General features: G+C 44.2%; 13 protein-coding genes and 1 riboswitch. Of the genes, 2 read left to right on the forward strand and 11 right to left on the reverse strand.

All coding sequences use genetic code 11. The features are described from left to right. Positions 1 to 2 precede the first annotated feature (2 nt). The 4 genes from AC1DVJ_RS08760 to AC1DVJ_RS08775 form a co-directional block, all read right to left on the reverse strand. The gene (locus tag AC1DVJ_RS08760) at positions 3 to 791 is read right to left on the reverse strand and encodes an ABC transporter permease subunit (protein WP_477589963.1); all 789 of its coding nucleotides are present in this window, start codon (positions 789 to 791) and stop codon (positions 3 to 5) included. Between the two features lie 25 nt (positions 792 to 816). Beyond that, complete coding sequence (locus tag AC1DVJ_RS08765; protein ID WP_477589965.1) at positions 817 to 1614, reverse strand: ABC transporter permease subunit; 798 nt, start codon at positions 1612 to 1614, stop codon at positions 817 to 819. Between the two features lie 5 nt (positions 1615 to 1619). Beyond that, the gene (locus AC1DVJ_RS08770; RefSeq protein WP_477589967.1) at positions 1620 to 2504 is read right to left on the reverse strand and encodes an ABC transporter ATP-binding protein; all 885 of its coding nucleotides are present in this window, start codon (positions 2502 to 2504) and stop codon (positions 1620 to 1622) included. Positions 2505 to 2619: 115 nt separating this feature from the next. Further along, positions 2620 to 2784: riboswitch (cyclic di-AMP (ydaO/yuaA leader) on the reverse strand. A gap of 145 nt (positions 2785 to 2929) precedes the next feature. Further along, on the reverse strand, positions 2930 to 3775 hold the full coding sequence (locus AC1DVJ_RS08775; RefSeq protein WP_477589968.1) for a helix-turn-helix domain-containing protein: 846 nt from the start codon (positions 3773 to 3775) through the stop codon (positions 2930 to 2932). A gap of 141 nt (positions 3776 to 3916) precedes the next feature. On the opposite strand from AC1DVJ_RS08775, the gene AC1DVJ_RS08780 reads away from it, so the two are divergent. Continuing rightward, on the forward strand, positions 3917 to 5980 hold the full coding sequence (locus AC1DVJ_RS08780) for a beta-galactosidase (RefSeq protein ID WP_477589970.1): 2064 nt from the start codon (positions 3917 to 3919) through the stop codon (positions 5978 to 5980). Between the two features lie 40 nt (positions 5981 to 6020). Continuing rightward, positions 6021 to 6158, forward strand: coding sequence for a hypothetical protein (locus tag AC1DVJ_RS08785; protein ID WP_477589971.1), 138 nt, complete (start codon positions 6021 to 6023; stop codon positions 6156 to 6158). A gap of 177 nt (positions 6159 to 6335) precedes the next feature. Here AC1DVJ_RS08785 and AC1DVJ_RS08790 read toward each other — a convergent pair whose 3' ends face one another. From AC1DVJ_RS08790 to AC1DVJ_RS08820, 7 genes are all read right to left on the reverse strand, one after another. Further along, the gene (locus tag AC1DVJ_RS08790; RefSeq protein WP_477589972.1) at positions 6336 to 7607 is read right to left on the reverse strand and encodes a methyl-accepting chemotaxis protein; all 1272 of its coding nucleotides are present in this window, start codon (positions 7605 to 7607) and stop codon (positions 6336 to 6338) included. After that, entirely contained in the window at positions 7604 to 7804 is a 201-nt protein-coding gene (locus tag AC1DVJ_RS08795) for a hypothetical protein (protein WP_477589974.1), read from the reverse strand. The genes AC1DVJ_RS08790 and AC1DVJ_RS08795 overlap by 4 nt, the downstream gene beginning before the upstream one ends. 277 nt (positions 7805 to 8081) lie before the next feature. Continuing rightward, positions 8082 to 10448 carry a beta-galactosidase GalA gene (galA, locus tag AC1DVJ_RS08800; protein ID WP_477589975.1) on the reverse strand — a complete coding sequence of 789 codons (2367 nt, stop codon included), beginning with the start codon at positions 10446 to 10448 and terminating at the stop codon, positions 8082 to 8084. A gap of 11 nt (positions 10449 to 10459) precedes the next feature. Further along, a complete protein-coding gene (locus tag AC1DVJ_RS08805; protein ID WP_477589976.1) occupies positions 10460 to 11737 on the reverse strand; it encodes a Gfo/Idh/MocA family protein in 1278 nt (425 codons plus the stop codon). 24 nt (positions 11738 to 11761) lie between these two features. Continuing rightward, a complete protein-coding gene (locus tag AC1DVJ_RS08810) occupies positions 11762 to 13852 on the reverse strand; it encodes a DUF5054 domain-containing protein (RefSeq protein ID WP_477589977.1) in 2091 nt (696 codons plus the stop codon). A gap of 89 nt (positions 13853 to 13941) precedes the next feature. Then, positions 13942 to 17805, reverse strand: a complete 3864-nt coding sequence (locus AC1DVJ_RS08815) for a discoidin domain-containing protein (protein WP_477589979.1) — start codon at positions 17803 to 17805, stop codon at positions 13942 to 13944. Positions 17806 to 17921: 116 nt separating this feature from the next. Then, entirely contained in the window at positions 17922 to 19463 is a 1542-nt protein-coding gene (locus tag AC1DVJ_RS08820) for an ABC transporter substrate-binding protein (RefSeq protein WP_477589980.1), read from the reverse strand. Positions 19464 to 19523 lie beyond the last annotated feature (60 nt).

The following is a 19523-nucleotide window of genomic DNA, read 5'->3' on the forward strand; positions in this document are numbered from 1 at the left end:
CTTCACAAATCTCGTTTTTGAAAGGAAACATACGTGACAACTGTTAGGCCTACAATTACGACAGCCGAAATGAGGACATACACGGTATCAAATCCGCCGCCATACATGATATTTTTCGCTTCATAATATTTAAACGGGGTCACATATTTCAAGAATTCCAGCTTATCATTAAAGTCGATGGCAATCGATAAAATGAACGTGAAGAGCATGATGCCGGTTGCAAGCGAGGCTGCCTTTTTGGCATTTTTATAAACGGCTGCAATGGATGTTCCAATGACCAGAAAGAGCAGCTGTAGAATAAACATACCCAGCATGACGATTGTGATATCCCCATTCACGGCCTCACCTTTGCTGTAAGCCCCAACAATGAACATACTCGAAATCCATGACACGAGGTTAAAAATAAGAATGTTCACTAAAGCGCTTAGCAGCTTCCATGTGATGATTTGATGCCTAGACAAAGGCTTCACAAATAAAAATTCAGACGTCTTGTCCCGCTCTTCCTTCGCGATGATCGTAGCACCGAGCATAGCTGCATGGATCGTTGCCATTAAAAAGAAGTATAGGACTAGGATACCGAAATAGCCGCTAGCCTTCGATAAATCCAACGCGCCTGCCCCCATAATCACTTGAAGTGACTTCGGCATTTCCGCCATAAGATCATTAATCTGTCCGTTCGCTGCCGTTGCTTGATACTTGTTCATGCCGCTTGCTACTAGAAAAATGAGCCCTAAGCTCCAAAAAATCATCGATTTCCGAAATGTTTTCATTTCTCTCCAAAAAATATTCAATGGCTGTTCCTCCTCTCACCCGAGTTTATACGGCATGAACATCCTTTTTTGTGTAAATGACGTAGCTGGCCGCAATAGAAACGACGATAATCGCGATAGCTGCAATGACATAAGATACCTCATAGCTGGCATGCTCAATCATGTATTTCCCGTTAAAGTATTTGAATGGCGAGAAATAACGCTTAGCTCCCTCCCCATCTACGGCAACGACCATTCCGATAACGAAAAAGGCAAACACCGTACCAAGACTGACTGATAAGACGGCTTTTATTTTAGAAAACACGACTGAAATGATGAACCCTATGGCTAGAAACATGAGCTGGATAAACAGTAATGTGAGTGAAATTAATAGAAATATGTTCACATCGAAATCAACCGTTTTCACTTGAAGCGCCATCATATAGGCTGCAGCGATATAGATCACACACGTGATTAAAAGGGAAACAACGGCCGCTAATAGCTTGGAAGTCAATATTTTAGTACGCGTTACGGGCTTCGTAAGAAGAAAGTCTGCTGTTTTCTCACGAACTTCCTTGGAGAGTATAGACGTTCCCAAAACCATTGCTTGAATGGCTCCGCAAAGCGTAATGTACATAAAGATATACATATAGAACCCAAGCAGGGTACCAAAGGTCTCGATTTCAATACCAAGCGCTTTCCTGACCCCTTCCGGATACCCTTCTAATATAGAAGAAAATTCAGCAAAATCCTTAGAGACAGAAGGAAAAAGAGATAGGAATAAGACGATGACAGCAATTAAGGAGCACGTCCACGTGATCGTGGATTTCCGATAAGCTCTCAATTCATGAAGGAAAATATTCATCCCTTTTAAGCCTCCTTCTCGTAGTAGTGCATAAAGATCTCCTCTAAATCAGGCTCTTCGATCCACAGATTCTCAATGTCAATTTCAGCAACTTTCCTCATCACTTGATTGATATTCCCTTTAAATAAGAAGCTGGTTGTACGGCCTTGGACATCAATGTCATTGACCCCGGTCATCTTGAAAAAAGTAGGGTCGAGTGCTTGTGCAGTATCGATTTTAAATCTTTTGAAATTGTTTTCTTTCAACGTGCTGATCTTCTCAACCGTCATAATCTTACCTTCCTTAATAATCGCAACGCGATCACACAGTCTCTGCACTTCACTCAATATATGAGAGGAAAAAAGAATCGTAGCTCCCCTTTTATTCTGTTGTTCGAGTAATTCGAAAAACTTCTGCTGCATGAGCGGATCTAGTCCACTTGTCGGTTCATCCAGGATAATGAGCTTAGGATCATGTAACAGGCCTTGAACGATGCCCACTTTCTTTTTATTTCCTAAAGATAAATCATCAATTTTTTTCGTAACATCCAGATCCATTATTTCTGCCAGTTCTTTTATTCTTTTGGTACAATCCTTCTTGTAAAAGCTTGCTGAATACTTGAGTAGGTCAATGACCTTCATGTTGTCATAATAAAAGACCTCGGAAGGTAAATAGCCGATGTCTTTCTTAATTTCAGGCGCAAATTGGATGCAGTCTTTCCCGAAAATTTTGGCACTGCCGCTTGTTGGAAAAATCAGTGACAGCAGCGTTCGAATCGTGGTTGATTTCCCTGCGCCATTCGGTCCAATAAAACCAAAAATCTCTCCTTCTTCGATCGAAAAACTAACATCTGTAATGCCTCGTGAATTCCCATAGGTTTTGGTCAAATTATTAATTTCAATGGCATGCATGGTATAGCCTCCTTATGAATTTCCTGTGATTTATTGGGTTTAAAGCATGCAAAAAGAAGCCCTAAGCATAGAGAATCTCTACGCTCGGGCTTCTTCACAGAAGAAGGCGAGTGTGCGGTTCTCTCTCAATGCACTACGAGGTTAGCTGTCGGATTCGGACTTGAGAGCGTCCTACCTAATGCTTGCGAGCATCAGGATTCACCCCATGAAGCCATGTGTTGCTTGTGCGGCTTCGATTGGTTCCCCCGTTTCCCTACTGGGAATTAAGTGGTATATTTTAGAAAAAAACAACTTGTCGTAATGAATCTTACGCCGATCTTGGTAGAATGTAAAACTTAGATTCGCCTTTAATTATTGCTTATTTGACTTTGGCAACTCATGAAAGCGTATTCATTCAGAGGTGGCGTTGATTATCCCCTACTTTGCTACATTTTAGTGCTCATTGCATTATACAACCGCCGGTATTCCTGCGGAGTCTGTCCGGTGTGCTCCCGAAAGCGCGCGATGAAGTAACTACTCTGCGAAAATCCTGTATTCTCTGCCACTTGCTTGATCGTACATTCTGTCGACATGAGCAGTTGCTTCGCTACGACAAGACGACATTCAAACAGCCATTCCATCGGCGGCCGCCCCATCACTTCGTGGAACATTCGACTAAAATAATACGTGCTGAAGCCTGCCTGCTCGGCCATCTGCAGTAGCGTCAGTGACTCCGTACAATGAGCCCGGATATATTCCGCAACCTCTCTCATCCGCGCACGCTTATCCAGCATGGTCGCTGTTCCAAGTGTCTCCGCACTCACGGCAAGATCAGCAAGCAGTTCATAGAGCTTTACGGCCAATTGCACCTCGTTCTGATCATAAGGAGAAGCCAGTTCCAGTAAGCCTCCGGACAGTTGTTTGAGCTTGGGCACATCGCTGTAGGTAAACAACCATACGGATGAAGTTCCTTGACCGTTCAATAACCTGCTTAGCCCCTCGCCCGCAAGATGGACCCAGAATACCTCCCATGGCTCCTTCGGATCTGTTCGATATTCCTGCTCGAGACCAGGTCCGTAATAAAAGCCCTGTCCTGCTTCCAAGCAGATTTCCCTTCCGTTCGCTTTCACATAGCCTTTTCCACTTAAAACGATATGCAAATTGGCTTGCTGCAGCTGTCCCTTAGAACGCCACTCCTGATGATCGGGAAAATCGGCATATTGGCCAATCATATCTGGAAAAACTGTGTAGTACTTGTACATCGGTTCAGGTAACACATAATGAATTCTCATGGACCCTCCAAAACGCAAAAATCTGATATATCGAACAAAATGATGTTATATACATAATATTATAAAGAAATATAATGAGTACATAAAGAACTTTTCATAGCAATAAATTACTATATAACAAGAAATGAGGATGTTTCTATCGTGGATAAAACCATTCCAGGCGAACAATTTGATCTAGGTGTGTGCTACTACCCCGAGCAGTGGCCGGAGCACATGTGGGACGATGATTACAGACGAATGCGAGAACTGGGCTTTACCATTGTGCGGGTGGGTGAGTTTGCATGGAACTTTTTTGAACCAGAAGAAGGCGTATATGCGTTTGATCTGTTCGACCGCGCCATTGACCTTGCTCACGAGCATGGACTAAAGGTCATTCTCGGCACTCCGACGGCGACGCCGCCCGCTTGGATGACGCAGCGATATCCCGAAATTCTGAATGCCACTTTCGAGGGTGTGCAGTATCAGCATGGGCTTAGAAGGCACTACAATTACAGCAGCCCTGTGTACCGAGACTATTGCGCGAAAATTACGGAGGCTATGGCTGTTCATTATGCGAATCACCCCGGCATCGTAGGCTGGCAGATTGACAATGAGCTCAACTGCGAGGTAAATGTCTTCTACGCTGAGGCAGACCATGCAGCGTTTCGGACTTGGGTACGTGAGAAATACGATACCTTAGATGCACTCAATCAGGCGTGGGGGACTGTCTTCTGGAACCAGAGCTACTCGGATTGGGAGCAGGTTCATTTACCCCGCCCTGCACCTTCCAAATCTGCCAACCCACATCAAGCTCTGGACGAAAAGCGGTTTATTTCAGCTAACACCATTTCCTTTGCCCGCGTGCAGGCTGACATCTTACGAAAGCTTGCTCCCAAGCAGTGGATCACAACCAACGGCCTGTTTGGCCATCTGGATAGCCATGCTATGACCGATGAGCTTCTGGATTTCTTTTCATTCGACTCGTACCCGAACTTCTCCACCATCTGGAATGATGCCGATCGCGAGGATCCGCTCATGGATCGCAGCTATTCCAACCAGCTCTCCAAAGTTCGTTCGATCTCCCCTACCTTCTGCATCATGGAGCAGCAATCGGGCCCTGGCGGTTGGGTGAATGTGATGGCACAATCTGCACCAAAACCAGGGCAAATGAGATTGTGGACGTATCAATCGGTTGCTCACGGAGCGGATATGGTCTTGTTCTTCCGATGGCGGACGGCAACATTTGGCACCGAGATTTATTGGCATGGGATCAACGATTATCACAACCGACCTAACCGTAGGGTAGCTGAAGCAGCGCAAATTAGCATTGAATTGGGGAAAATCGGAGAAGTCATTGCCGGATCTCGGTTCACTGCGGAAGTCGCTATTCTGCACGATTATGACAACGAGTGGGATGGAGAATTCGACGTATGGCACGGTCCACTAACGAGAGAGAGTGAATACAGCTGGGGGAAAGCCCTGCAATTCAGCCATATTCCTTACGATTATCTGTATGTGCAGAACAAGACTACCCTGGAAGACCTCACTCGTTACAAAGTGCTGATCTACCCTCATCCGGCTATTATGTCGGAGGAAACGGCAGAGCTGCTTAAGCAATATGTCGCAGGTGGAGGCAAGCTTCTTTTCGGAGCTCGCTCCGGCTATAAAGATCTACGTGGCCATTGCCGAATGACGCCTTTCCCTGGACTAGTCGCGGAACTGTGCGGCGTGACGGTGGAAGACTTTACCCTTGTCCTGAAAGAGGCAACCACACCGAACATGCGCTGGATCGATGGCGGCGACGAAGCTAGTACGCCAGCACGTCTGTTCAACGACATCCTCCTGCCAGAGAGCGGCAGTGTACAGACGCTGGCCCTGTTCGACGGAGACTATTATACGGGGAAACCAGCGCTAACCAAGAATACCTATGGCAGCGGTGAAGCCTATTATTACGGAGCCGCTTACAGCCGCGAAGTAGCGGATGCCTTGATCCGCCGCCTTGGACTTAAGCCTGCTACAACTGGTTGGGCAGAGCTGCCACCTGAGGTAGAGGTTGCTATCCGTGTGAAACAGGATCGGCGCTTTGCTTTTCTCCTGAACTACTCCGGCAAACCGGTCAGAGCCAATCTGCTGCAGGAGTTGGAAGACATGCTGGAAGGTGAACGGCTTGGCGCAGGAGAGCTGGAGATTGCTCCTTATGGTGTGAAGGTTTTGGCTTTGGATTGATAAAAGGCTAATCGAATACCCTAGCTTCCTTGCAGCATAATTGCATAAATCTACAGAAATCGTTGGGAACAGCGCAGGCATTGATGCAAAAATGCAGGATATATCTCGTGTTTACGATGGATTGGCAGTGAATGATGCGAAACTGCATCAATGCCAGATGATTTCCACGATTCCGTAGGAAAAACAAGGGAAATGATGCATAATCGCATCAATCGCCTCGTATGACGCTGGATTCCAGTAGAATGATGCATAATCGCATCATTCTGCTGGAATCGTCCCTAAGTCGGAGCATAACTGAAAGAAGCCAGCAAACTCAAGGGTTTTCTGGCTTCTTATGTGAATTAAATAAATAAAGTTATATTTGAAAAACATTAATCTTGGATTTCAGTAGATCAGCCTGACTTCGCAACATTTCCGAGGATGAAGATAGTTCTTCCATAACAGCCATTTGTTCTTGCACGGAAGACGATACTTGTTTCGTCTCCTTCGAAATCTGAGTGGCAATCTCTGCTACTTCGTTCGTTTTGATTAAGGCACTCTCAATTTTCTGGATTTGATCCGTCACACAGCCTACGATATTTTCAACCGTTTGTGCTGTTTCCAAGACGGCTCTGTTGATCTGATTCAGTGCCTTCTTTCCTTCCTCACCCTTGCCCACTTCGCGGCTTGCCAGTTGTTCTTGATCGGTTATTTTCTCTACAACTCCCGCTACATCCAATTCAATCTGTGTGGTCAACTGGCTGATATCCTTCACCGCCTTGGCGCTTTGTTCAGCCAATTTCCGTATCTCCCCAGCTACGACCATGAAACCTGCACCATGCTCCCCTGCTCTTGCTGCTTCAATGGAAGCATTTAAGGCAAGCAAATGAGTTTGCTCTGCAATATCACCGACAACTCGCGTTATATGTCCGATTTCCTTCGCATTATCGTGTAACTGCCTGACGACGCCAATGGATTCCAGATTGGAGTTCGCTAGGTTCAGCAGACCTTGTACAAGTGAACGCACGATAACTTCGCTCTCCTTGATGGTTCTCAATGTTTCTTGAGAAATAGTCTGAGAATCTCCTGCTTTGGCCCCAATTTCATCCGCAGCTTGTTTAATCTGCACGACCGCAGTTAATGTTCCTTGCGTAGATGCTGCTTGCTCCAATGCACCGTTCGATATCATTTCAACTGCGCCGGCAGTGCGTTCGATCTGTTTGGCAGCCTGTACCATACCACCGCTTAATACGCCTGCATGGCTGTCCGTAAACGAAACGCTAGCAGATATGTCCGTGATGATTTGCCGCAAACTTCCAATCATTGTCTCAAAAGATAGACTAAGCAATCGAATTTCGTCATTCGAACGATACACTGGTATTTCCACTTGTAAGTTACCGGTTGCGGCTTCGTTTGCAGCATTGGTCAATCTGAGAAGTGGTTTTGTAAACCAGGTAGCGCCAAACCATCCCAATAAACCTGTCCAAAAAATGCCGAGCAGCATAATGATGGAGAGATATAGCCAATCTGCCATATTGGGAGCGATGATGTCTTTCAAATAGAAAATAAATAATGCGCTGCTGCCATAAGTGACGATGGATACAATAACAATACCGATTACAATTTTTTTGACTAAACTCAAATTCATGAAGGAGCACCTTTCTCTTCGGACAATGATTCGCTTTCGATTGCATAGCCTTCTACTTTCTCTCTAACCATCGTAACTTTACCGGCTTTGTTCACTAGGGTCGTTTTGACATTTCCTATTTTGCAATCCCCGCATATCCAACTGTTGCCTAGCTTCCTTGACCCATTTGTCTTACTGCATTGTTCGCAAGTGATCATTACTCTTCAACCCCTTATCATTTACTTCAAATGTACTCCTTTTGCCAATGGTTCTCTGTGATATATGTCACATCTAAGTTAAAAAAGGAAAGTAGTGATAACAATCGACCGATACCACTAGCTGCTCCAGGGACGTTCTCACTTTACGGGCCTACGAAGTGACGAAATAGCCTCACCTTCCTTGTGACAGGAATGGTGAGGCTATTGTCTTTGGCAAGAGTATCCCAGGATCATTAAATTCAGAAATAATGCTTAGCGCCGCTAAATAACAATGTGCTTAAATAGCTTCAATAACAATCGCGGCAAACTCAAGAGAGGTCGAAGATGCTCTTAACATAATCTCTCCTTGCCCTTTAGTCACTTGAATAATAGCCAAACAATGTCCGTTAAACGCTCGTCTGCGAGTCGCTTTATCGGGCTCATGACTGCTCGGGTTTCCATTACCAACGCCAAGAATCTTACCCGGACCTTCGATCGTAAATAAGATTTCATTGTCCGCTGTTGGTACGATTACACCCGCGTGATCAAGAATTGATACTTTAATCATCGCAACATCCGTGTCATTGGCATTTAGTGTTATTTTATCCGATTCCATTGTAATTTTTGATGGATTACCTGCCGTAGCCATGACCTTTCTTACGATCTCCCTACCAGCAAATTTCCCTATAGCTACAAGTTCTCCAGGGACATAGTTAATTTTCCACTCCAAACGCGAGTTCCGATCAACAACCTTTTCACCTAGACTATGACCATTTAGAACCAACTCCATCGTCTCGCAGTTACTATACGTCCATACATCGATCTCCTGCCCTATTTTATCCGGCCAATTCCAGTGGGGCATCACATGCACCATCGGCTCATCCGTCCAGGCCGCTTTATAGTAGAAGTAGGCATCCTTGGGGAAACCACAGCTATCCATAATGCCAAAATGAGAACCTATACTTGGCCATTGATGAGGTGTCGGTTCGCCTCTATAATCAAAACCCGTCCATACGAAAATACCGGTCAAATGAGAATGATTTACGATATCTTGCCATGATTTTTCATGCGAACAGGACCACTCTGGAATCTGATCTCCATAGGATGAACAATACCCCATCACTGTATCATTTTCATAAATTCCGCGCGTGGTTGTACAACTGGTGCTCTCACTTCCAATCATGATTCGATCGGGAAATTGCTCGTGATCGTGAATATATTGGTCGTCTCTTTGCCCATAGTTATATCCGGTAATATCGACGGAATTGCTGTAACCGCCGTCATTCCAGCCGTGATTCATGCAAGATATGGTTGGGCGAGTAGGATCGATGCCATGCGTAATTCGTGACAACGTATCCAACATGCGCGAGCCCATGATGGTACCTTCCAGTATCTCCTCGTTTTCCATGCTCCACATAATGACGGAAGGATGATTTCGATCTCGATAGAGCATCTCTTTAAGGTTTGCAATTCCATCTGGCGATATGTCTAGTTTCCTGTTCTCGTCCATAACGAGCATCCCCAGTCTATCGCAAAGATCCAGAAGCTCTGGTGACGGAGCATGGTGAGCACATCTGTAGGCATTACATCCCATTTCTTTGAGAAGTTGGATTTTATATTCCGTCACTTGATCGGGAAGAGCGACGCCAACTCCCGCAAAATCCTGATGATTGCATGTTCCTTTTATCAAATACGGCTTGCCGTTCAGAAAGAAGCCCTTGTCTGCAGTAAATTGTAATGTTCGTACACCCAATGGTGTCTTATATATATCTAGCATTTGATTTTCGTCAGCATCATAGATTTCTGTAATCACTTCATAGAGATAAGGCTGTTCTGGCGACCAAAGATTAGGTGCCATCAATGCCAATACCGTTTCAACTTCGGTGTGGCTGTCTCCTTCGATGTTGATCTTATTTGAAAAAGAAGCAACAACTTCCTTTGTACTGTCCATAATTATAGTTTTAATTATACCACTCATCGAATGAGCGTTTTCGTTTAATAACGTAGCTCGGATGTTGATCTGGGCTTCATCTTCATTTACAACCGGTGTGGTCACATACGTTCCGTGCCTGCCAACATGAAGTCGATCCGTCGTGACTAGCCATACATGGCGATAGATACCACATCCTTCATACCACCAACCTTCATAATCACTGGCATCCACTTTGATGAAAATGACATTTTGTCCCTCTTCTCCATAGCGCGCAATATCAGTAATGTCAAAACAGAAGCCTGTATAACCGCTTTGGTGAGTCCCCATTAAGTGTCCATTTACCCAAACTGTACTGTTACGCATAATACCATCGAATTCAATTAATATCTTTTTCCCTAAATCTTCCGCAGGGATCTCAAACACTTTGCGGTAACAGCCAATTCCGACGGGGAGATATCCGTGACTTTTATGGTGCTTAACCATATCTCCGTCATTCACATAATTTCCTTCCACACACCAATCATGGGGAAGATTGACCTTCTTCCATTCCCGCTCATCTAATGCTGCCTGCCCTCTTTCATCAAAATAGGCAATCTTCAGCCATTCCCCTTCAGCAATCTGCTCGCAGTCGGTTAATCCCCCTGTCATACCTCCTTTAACAGCATGCATGATAGGTAGATCGCCTAAATGAAAGAGCCAATCGGAGTCAAAGCTTTGTATCGTTCTTGGCATTGTCTTCATCGTTATCCCTCGCTTCGCAAGTCATTGATATAGTCTGTCATCTTTATTGTTCTGCCTTCCAATCTGGATTTCTCAGAGGCAAAAGCCATCAAATGGCTTTGAACGGAAACGTGGGCACCAGAAAGTCCTGCCACTTCTCCATCACTTTGCACGAGCCTAACAAAATCACGCATAATGCCATGATCCCCCCCACCGTGCCCTTCCGACGGAGCTTCCAGATGGATTGTCTCTGTCTCACCTGTAATAAAACTTGTCACTTCGATTACGTTTCTCTCCATATGTGCTCTAATCTGCCCATGTGTGCCCATCAGCTTAAGCGTCCTACCGTTTTCTTGGGTAAATGCACACATCGTAAAAGCAACCGTCACTGCGTTCTCAAACTCCAAATTTACGACCTGATGATCGACCACATTGTTATCGCAATGGTACACACATCTACCATAAGGACCCTCCTTCAAAGCGATCAGAATACCCTCTTCCGTTGTATCGCTGCTTACAGCGGAACGGAATACGGCTCCAGCCCAATCATCCCTCTCCAAATATGCTTTTGGAGCATAGTAAGGACATGTGTCTTGTACAGGACAGCCGTCTAAGCACTGTTGCGGCGCACCTTCAGGGGCATTTTCCTTACGGAAATGCGTAAGTGAGCCAAAGGAGGATACCTTGTTGCAGTCGGAGTCTACAAGCCATGTCAAAATGTCCATGTCATGACAGCTTTTTGCCAAAATCATCGGGCTAGAAACCTTCGAATCCCGCCAATTCCCCCTTAYAAAACTATGCGCATAGTGCCGATACTCCACATTTTCCGTATGCTGAATGGACACTAGTCTTCCAATCGCCCCATCGATCAATCTTTGTTTGATAATTGTAAAGAAATCCGTATACCGCAGTACATGACAAATTGAAAAAACTCGCTTGTATGTTTCTGCATATTCCCCCATCTTGATGCATTCAAGCGGACTAGGGGACATGGGCTTTTCTAGCAAAACGTGATAACCCTTCTCTAGTGCTCTAATTGCTGGCTCGAAATGCATGTGATCCTGCGTGCAAATCAGTACAGCATCTGCTAATTTCGGTGCAGCGAATAATTCCTCCCAACTTGAGAAACAATAATCATCCAGAATACCATGACCTCGTTTAAATCGGTCTCTTCGTATTGGGTCAGGTTCTGCAACAGCAACAAACTGAATGCTTTCGGGATGTTCAAGGGCATAGGATGCATAAGCATCCATGCCTCTTTGTCCAGCTCCTACGAGAACTGCTGTTATTTTTTTATCCATGTTAAAACATACACCTCCGTACAATCATTGAAGATTGATCGCAAATCTAAACTTCATATTATCCTCAAACCACATGGGAAAATTCGTACCCCATACGTTGTTATGAAGGTTAAAATGCATGCCGCCAGTTAACGGGGCAAAGTTCTGATCGAAACGCAGCATTCGTTTCTCACCAGGTGAAAGTACGGGGGCATCCAATGTTTCTAAATGCACTTGGCCATCACTGCCATTGTAATAAACACCGGTATTCACCGCATGTAAACTCCTGTTTCCGTTTTTCACGACATTTAGAGGAGATACCTTATCTCCCAATTTGTCCATCATCCATAAATTAGGGTTATCCACCTTTAAAACAAATGAGAACCAGCTTGCTTCAGGCAAACGATAAGCTTGTTTATCGAACCAGTTCAGTTCGACCTCAATCTTTTTGGTTTCCTTATAAAATTTATAATGAACATGTATTTCCCTCGGTGCCCCATGTATTTGAACGCATTCCGGACTCATTTGTAATTGCAGCTGTACATGGTCAAATTCATTTGTAGAAAATGTTAGAATACGATTTAAGCGTGGTGAAAATCGAATTTCCTCTGGTCGAGGCTCGACGAACTCCATTCCCGGCTTGCCGAAGTCGGCATCCGCCCAGTAATGATTTTCTTTCCAGTTTTCGACATAGGTGAGAAACCATTGGTTGTAGCGATCGACACCGATCGTTTCATATTCATAAGTGCCCAAACGATGTTGTTGATCGGCCCACACTTTACCGTCATTGTCTATTAGTTTGCAAAGTGATCCATCTGGTCCAAACTCCACTTGGAAACACCCTAGTTCGTAGGTCCGTAACAATTCCAGCTCAAGACCATCTTGAAGCATGGATTCATCAGGCATTAAATTTGCAAGCGTAGCCCACGCTTCTGTCTGTTTATCTTCCGATAAGGAGAGAATGGCTTTGTTAATATACGCTCGTTGTTCTTCCCAAGATTTTTCAAACAGTTGATAACTTTTTACACCTGATGTATCAAACAACTCACCAGACTGGCTGTTCTCTAATGCAAAATACCCGAGATAACGATATTTACCTGGGATAGCTTCTGTTGTCACAATATCTGCTTTTCTTGCAGCTTGAAAATCAGCAACCGAATAGTTCTTAAAGTCGGTTAAATGTTTCTTTTCATCCATACCCCAAGTATGTTCGGGAATTAATATAAGCTGATCACAGAAAGCAGCATATTCTTTGCTGTTTGGATCCAATCTTCCTTCATCCGTCCATTTATCGCGCAAACGCATTAACTCTCGGTATTGTGATACTTTTAATGGGTCAGATGCAGCACCGTGAATCCATGAGTCTCCGATTTCTTCTGTTAGAACTGGAAATTGATCTTTCAGCACCAGCAGCTTTTCGGCAAAAGCATCCATCGTAGAGGCTTCAATAATTGCGCCAGGAAATTGTTTGGACAGCTTCTCGAACTGGAGCTTTATATCTGTGGCAGAAGGAGGCCCCGCATTGTCTCCCGTATGAGCAAAATACAACGCTTCATCGAATCCGTCGATAACGGTCATATTTCCATAGCTCCCTGCATAATTTACAACGATTTCGGAGCCGTCTTTTCCTTTCCAAACAAAAATATCTGGTACGGCTGGCGCTTTGGATGCTGGGTTGACTCCCAAGTGTAAATACTGAATTCCAAGCTTGGCCATGAAGGGAACCATCCCGATCGTATGTCCCGGTACATCCGTCATTTTTGCGGCAATTGTATGTTTCCCATATCTGGCATCCAAATTTTTCGCAATAGACAAACCATATTCAAATAACTTTGCATCCATGAGCTCGGTATGCGTTGTAAAGGGCAGGCCATGCCATACGATGCTTCCGGCAGCAATGGCATCCTCCATATCCTGCTTTTGTTCCACGGTGGCTTGTTTGAGATATTCATGAATAATCCAAGCACCGGTCGTCCAAATGAACTGTTCTTTTCCCAGTTCTTGTCTTAATTTTTTTGCTAATTGAATTGCTTCAGGTATAAAGGATTGAAAGTATTTATCCATTACCCTTTGAGTTGAATCCGTAAATCCGATATCTAAATGTGTTTTGAAGACGACGTGGATTTTTTTAATCATGCAGTTTTTCTCTCCTTGTATGCTTACGAAAAGTCCCGGTATCTCTACCGAGACAATTTCGTAATTTCTATTTATCGCCAGTTTACTTTCTATTTACCATACACTTGAAGCTCGAATATTCTAGCGGCTCTATACGTTGTTTCCGTTTGAGGATTGGTAATATACAATCTTATATACCTTCCATTTGCAGAGATATTATGATCTGTAACATTAGATGTATTTCCCGTCACAGTATCTACATCCGACCAGTTCGTTCCATCACTGCTTACCTGAAACTTAAAGTCTCTCGTATTTAGCGACTGCGTCCCCCACGTTTCATAAGCTCCTGCATGTTTTACAACATATCTTAACAGATTGTACGATTGTCCAAGATCTACCTGCAACCAGTGGGTTTCTCCATACTGAGAGGACCATTTTGTCGTAGTTGACCCATCAACTGCAAGTGTAGGTAAACTGCCTGAATTATAACTCGAACTCGCAGTTGCTGTACCGGCCAATGGAGGTATGTTGTCCACATTAATTTCATTAATGACATAATGTGCCCACTGCAGGTTGGCGCTATTGATCTTAAGACGCACGCCCTTCTTGTTCGTCACTTGCGCGAAGTTAACCGTTTTTGTTTCATATCCGGAGCCCGTGTACGTTAACGTGCCGGATGAAGCAACAGTCGTCCAATTCGTGGAACCATCATCCGATACTTGCACGTCAAAATTCGTAACCCCTTGCCCCGTACATGAACCGCATGTGATGCTGACGGTATTAAACGTTTGCTCTGTCTGCCAATTCAAGTTAAAGTATTGGGGTAATCCTGGTGACTCGGTACTCACATACGCTGTAACTGGATTACCATCGATCGCTGCGGACGGTTGGAAGTTGGACTCGCTTCTAACGACGGATGCGCTCGGCGTGGCTAGTTTAGCTAACGACAGATTGTTCTCCACATTGATTTCGTTCAGAACGTAGTGTGCCCACGTCAAGTTAGCGCTATTGATCTTAATACGCATGCCCTTCTTATTCATTACTTGCGGGAAGTTGACCATTTTTGTTTCATACTGGGCCCCCGTGTACGTTAATGAGCCAGAAGCAGCGACCGTTGTCCAATTCGTGGAACCGTCATCCGATACTTGCACATCAAAGTTCGTAATTCCTTGCCCCGTACATGAACCGCACGTGATGCTGACCGTATTAAACGTTTGTCCTGTCTGCCAATTCAAAGTGAAGTATTGGGGTAACCCTGGTGATTCGGTACTCATATACGCTGTAGCTTGATTACCGTCGATTGCTTTGTTCGGCATGAAGCCCGGCTCACTTCTGACGACGGATGCGCTAGCTGTTGCCAAGGCAGCCGTTCTGCTTACGCCGATTTCGTTAATTGCAAAATATCCCGACTGCAGATTGGCATTGTTAATTTTCATCCGTACACCCTTTTTATTATCCACGATCGGGAACGTAATGGTTTTCGTCTCCAATGTACTGTTATTGTACGAATAAGTGACATTGCCAGATGAAGCAACAGTCGTCCAATTGGTGGAACCATCATCCGAAACCTCAACGTCGAAATTCGTAATACCTTGATTTTGACAATAACGGCATTGGATACTCAACTGACTGAATGATTGCCCGGCTAACCACTTCATGGTGAGGTATTGCGGAAATCCAGGGGTATTTGTACTGTTGTAACTTGTCGTCGAGTCACCGTCAATTGCCATGACCGGTTGAAGATTGACATCGCTGCTAACGCTCGTTGCGCTCACTGCGGCAAATGCTGCCACTCCGTTTTGAGCCAAATTCGAATCCGAGAATGTAAGACCAAAATCACCTGCATATACAATGCCGGAGCCGGTAGAGTTTTTCCAAGCATAGAAGGTTACGCTTGTGTTAGTCGCTCCCGTCGTAAACGTGAAGACCTTTTGCGTCCAACCTGCATTGGCAACAGTCTGATGAACGTCGCTACCACCGTAATCTTTAATGCCTAACCATATTTCTTCTCCAGAAGCTGCACGTGACCAACCAGAAAATTCATAGGTTGTGTTAGGCTTTAAGTCCGTTACGGTTTGCTCGATTCCGTTTTGCCCAGTACCGAAGATCGCATAATTGTGGTCAAATCCATTGCGGCCTTGCGTTCCGGTTGTCGTATTCGTGACATTTTGGTTCCCGGTTTTCGTGTACGAATCGAACCCGTTTTGCAGTTCGAAATTAGTAACACGGTTTCTAAAGTCCGGCGTAGAATTGGAATGCTGAAATACCGGATTTGGCGGAGTTGTAAAGTTATGCCCAGCTGCCGGATAGACATTCGGATTGAAGCTACCTGTCGAATTATTATAAACAATTGCAGTCTCTGGATTGCCGACGATACCTCCGGGCGCAACATTGTTATATACTCTCGTACCGTATTTCAATTCGTTATAACTAATACTAATGGAACGATCAACCATGTTATCATAGGCCAACATAAAGTTAGCCATTCCGCCAATATAATAGCTAGACCATTGCGGAGTATTCCATATCGTATTGTGATGAAGTTGAAAATTGCTGGAATAGTTATCGAAATACACGCCGGTTCCAAGATGTACATTGACATCATGGATCTTATTGTATCGAATCTCTGTGTTGCCGCCATCTTCGCCGACGGCATAAACGATCCCAAGATCAAAGCTAAGCTTGCCTGCATAGGACATATCGTTATACTCGATAATACTGTCATCTACACGTTGAATATCCAGAATACTTCTGCCCGTATTGTAAGCGGTATTATAAGAAACTAAAATTTGTTCCCCTCCATCTATGGCTAGACTGGAGTTATAGGTACCTAAGTAGTCTGTTTCATGGATCAAATTATTTATGACATTGTTATGATCGCCTCTGATGACGATGCCATTCCCCGAACTATATGCGATCTGGCTATCCCTAATTGTATTGTAGCTTCCTTCTAATACAACCCCTGTGTTATCGTGAGCGTATCCGGATTGAAGGCCAATTGTATGGGAAATATATTTCATATCTAAGCCTTGAAGGTTACAGTTGGTTGCATTTACGGTCGTAATCGTGGCTCCTATAATATTGAAGCCGGAGATGTTAATATAGGACCGTCCCGTAAGGTCAACCGCATAAGTTCTTGCCTTCGCTTCTACCGTTAACGTACCCGGATTTACTCCACCTGCTGCCCAAAGATACAGTTGCGAAGTATTACTATCGTAATACCACTCCCCTTCTCTATTGAGTTCTCCCTTTAATCCAGCAATCATGTATTTATTAACACCAGAATTACCAGGATTCGTGTAACCATCATTGACAGCAAGTGGCGTAAAGTTGATCGTTGATCCACTAGAGCTAGTAATAGTTGCAGCTTGCGTAGTCCACCATCCTTGCACGATAACAGTCGCCCCAACCCAGTAATTATCGGGCTTGTTTAGATTTGTATCGGTAATCGACGTTGCTGTTCCGCTTTGTTTCGTTGCCCAACCAACATTGAATAGGTCTGCATCATTAGGAGCAGATGGCCCGGTCGACCAGTTCGGAAACTGTGCCAAACGATTCATGGAACCGTTCACAAAAATTTGGTTACCAGCCCCAAGGTTCCAGTTCATAGGAGCTTTGTATATGTTCCCTGAATCCAATGTCCAGCCTGTTACCAAATCCGCACCGCTAATGGTTACTGTCTCTCCTGGGTAAGCCTGATAAGTGATAGGAGCACCAGATGTTCCACTATTTGTAGGTGTTACTGTTTCATGATACGTGCCGCCGCGAATGTAAGCGGTATCCCCTGCTGCCATAACACTGGATGCTTTCTGTATCGTGAGGAATGGGCTATTTATTGTCCCGTTATTTGAGTCACTGCCTGTTGTAGAAACATAGTAGATCGTGCCTGCAGCCTTTACTGAAGGTGTCGCTCCAACAAACCCGCTAAAACATAGAATAAAGGTCAAAAATATGATTGTTCTTTTAAATATCATAATTGCCTCCTCTAAATCATTTTTCAGCGATGTCTCTCTCTCCTACATCTCTATTATTTTAAGAAGAACCGCCTTTCTCCATCAATTGGATTGAGACGGTTCTACCCAAAGCTTAATTACTTGCCGTTTGTTGCCTTCCATGTATTGATTTGTTTCTGCGCATCCTCAGTTAACTTATCTAATCCAGCTTTCTTCAAGCGGTCAACATATTTAGGAATACTCGTTTCAGGATCTACAGTTCCTGACATGACCGCAGGAATCATTTCTCCCATAATGGCATTTACCTGTGCATACTCTTGCTTTAAAGAATCCGGATTGTACAAGAACCCTAGTAATGGAGAAGTAGCTGATGTTTCGTTCAGCTGTTTAAGTTGATCCTGTGTAACCGGAGACCCTTTGGCAGTGAAATCGTTAAAAATGTTTCCAAATTCCCAATTCACGCCTGGAGCATAAGCGCTGTCTTTAATAGCATCCATTGTATTGTCATTGACTTTCGTATAGTGCTTGCCTTCGATCCCATTGGACAACAAACGGTACAATTGGTTGTCGCTATAAAGCAAATCAAGCAACATCATAGCTCTATCTGGGTTTTTACTTGTTTTAGAAATGGCCGTCATCGTTGCAATGACTCCGCCGGTATTCACATATGCTGGAACATTTGGGACGACCTCAACAGGATAACCTTGTTCATTTGTTGCTCCAATGCTCGCACCAGGGCCAGCACCGTGAGTCCATACAGCATATTTACCGGATTTCACTTCTGCACTACCGTCTTTTATAGAAACTGCATCTTTACGAATATAACCCTTCTGATACCAGTCCCTATATACTTTCATCAAATCCATGAACTCTTTGCTTTCCACTCCGTCATACACTTTCATGTCCTTGTCTTTCACATTGATCAATAACGGAAATAGGCTATTTCCTTGCACAGCATCGGTCGTAAAGCCAGTTTCCATATTGAACAATTCTGGGAAACCGCCCAATGCAGGAATATAACCATACATCCCTGGTTCGCCGCTTTTCACTTTCTCTAAAAATGGTGTTATATCGCTTGGTTTTTTGACGCTCGCTACATCAAATTTGTATTTATCTACAAGTCCTTTGTTAAAAGCTAATCCACGAGCGATGAAATACATTTGATAGTTCAGAGAACCATATACTTTGCCATTTACCTTCGTTGCATCCCAATATTTGGCCGGAACTTGCTTCAAAATATTTTGGCCGTATTTCGCTAATAAATCATCCATTGGCACATAGGCACCTGCCAAAACATTAGCTGCGTAGTTGTTTGCCCACGAAGATGTAAATGCCAAATCGTAATTTTCATTGGTAGCGGTGATGACTTTCATTTTTTCATCATAAGCTCCCCAATCGATCACATTCAGTTTCAATGTTGCATTAATTTTTTCTTTCAATATTTTGTTTACTTCTTCCATTACTGCAGGCTGATCTTTTTGCGCAGTTCCGACGGTGTACCACGTCAACTCAACTGGTTTTAGTGCAGCTGGTGAAGGGGACGCCGCAATTACTGATGACGCCGATGGTGATGCACTTGCCGTTTCTGTGGGAGCCTTTGAATTGGATCCACATGCGCTGAGAAGCAATGATACTGCAGAAATCAGGGTGATACTGAGTGTAAGTCTCTTTTTTACCATTCTTTAACCCTCCAATAGTTATATTTATATTGAAACTGCTTTCGCAGAAACAAACAAGTT

The sequence above is a fragment of the Paenibacillus sp. P4_A9 genome, assembly GCF_056402415.1.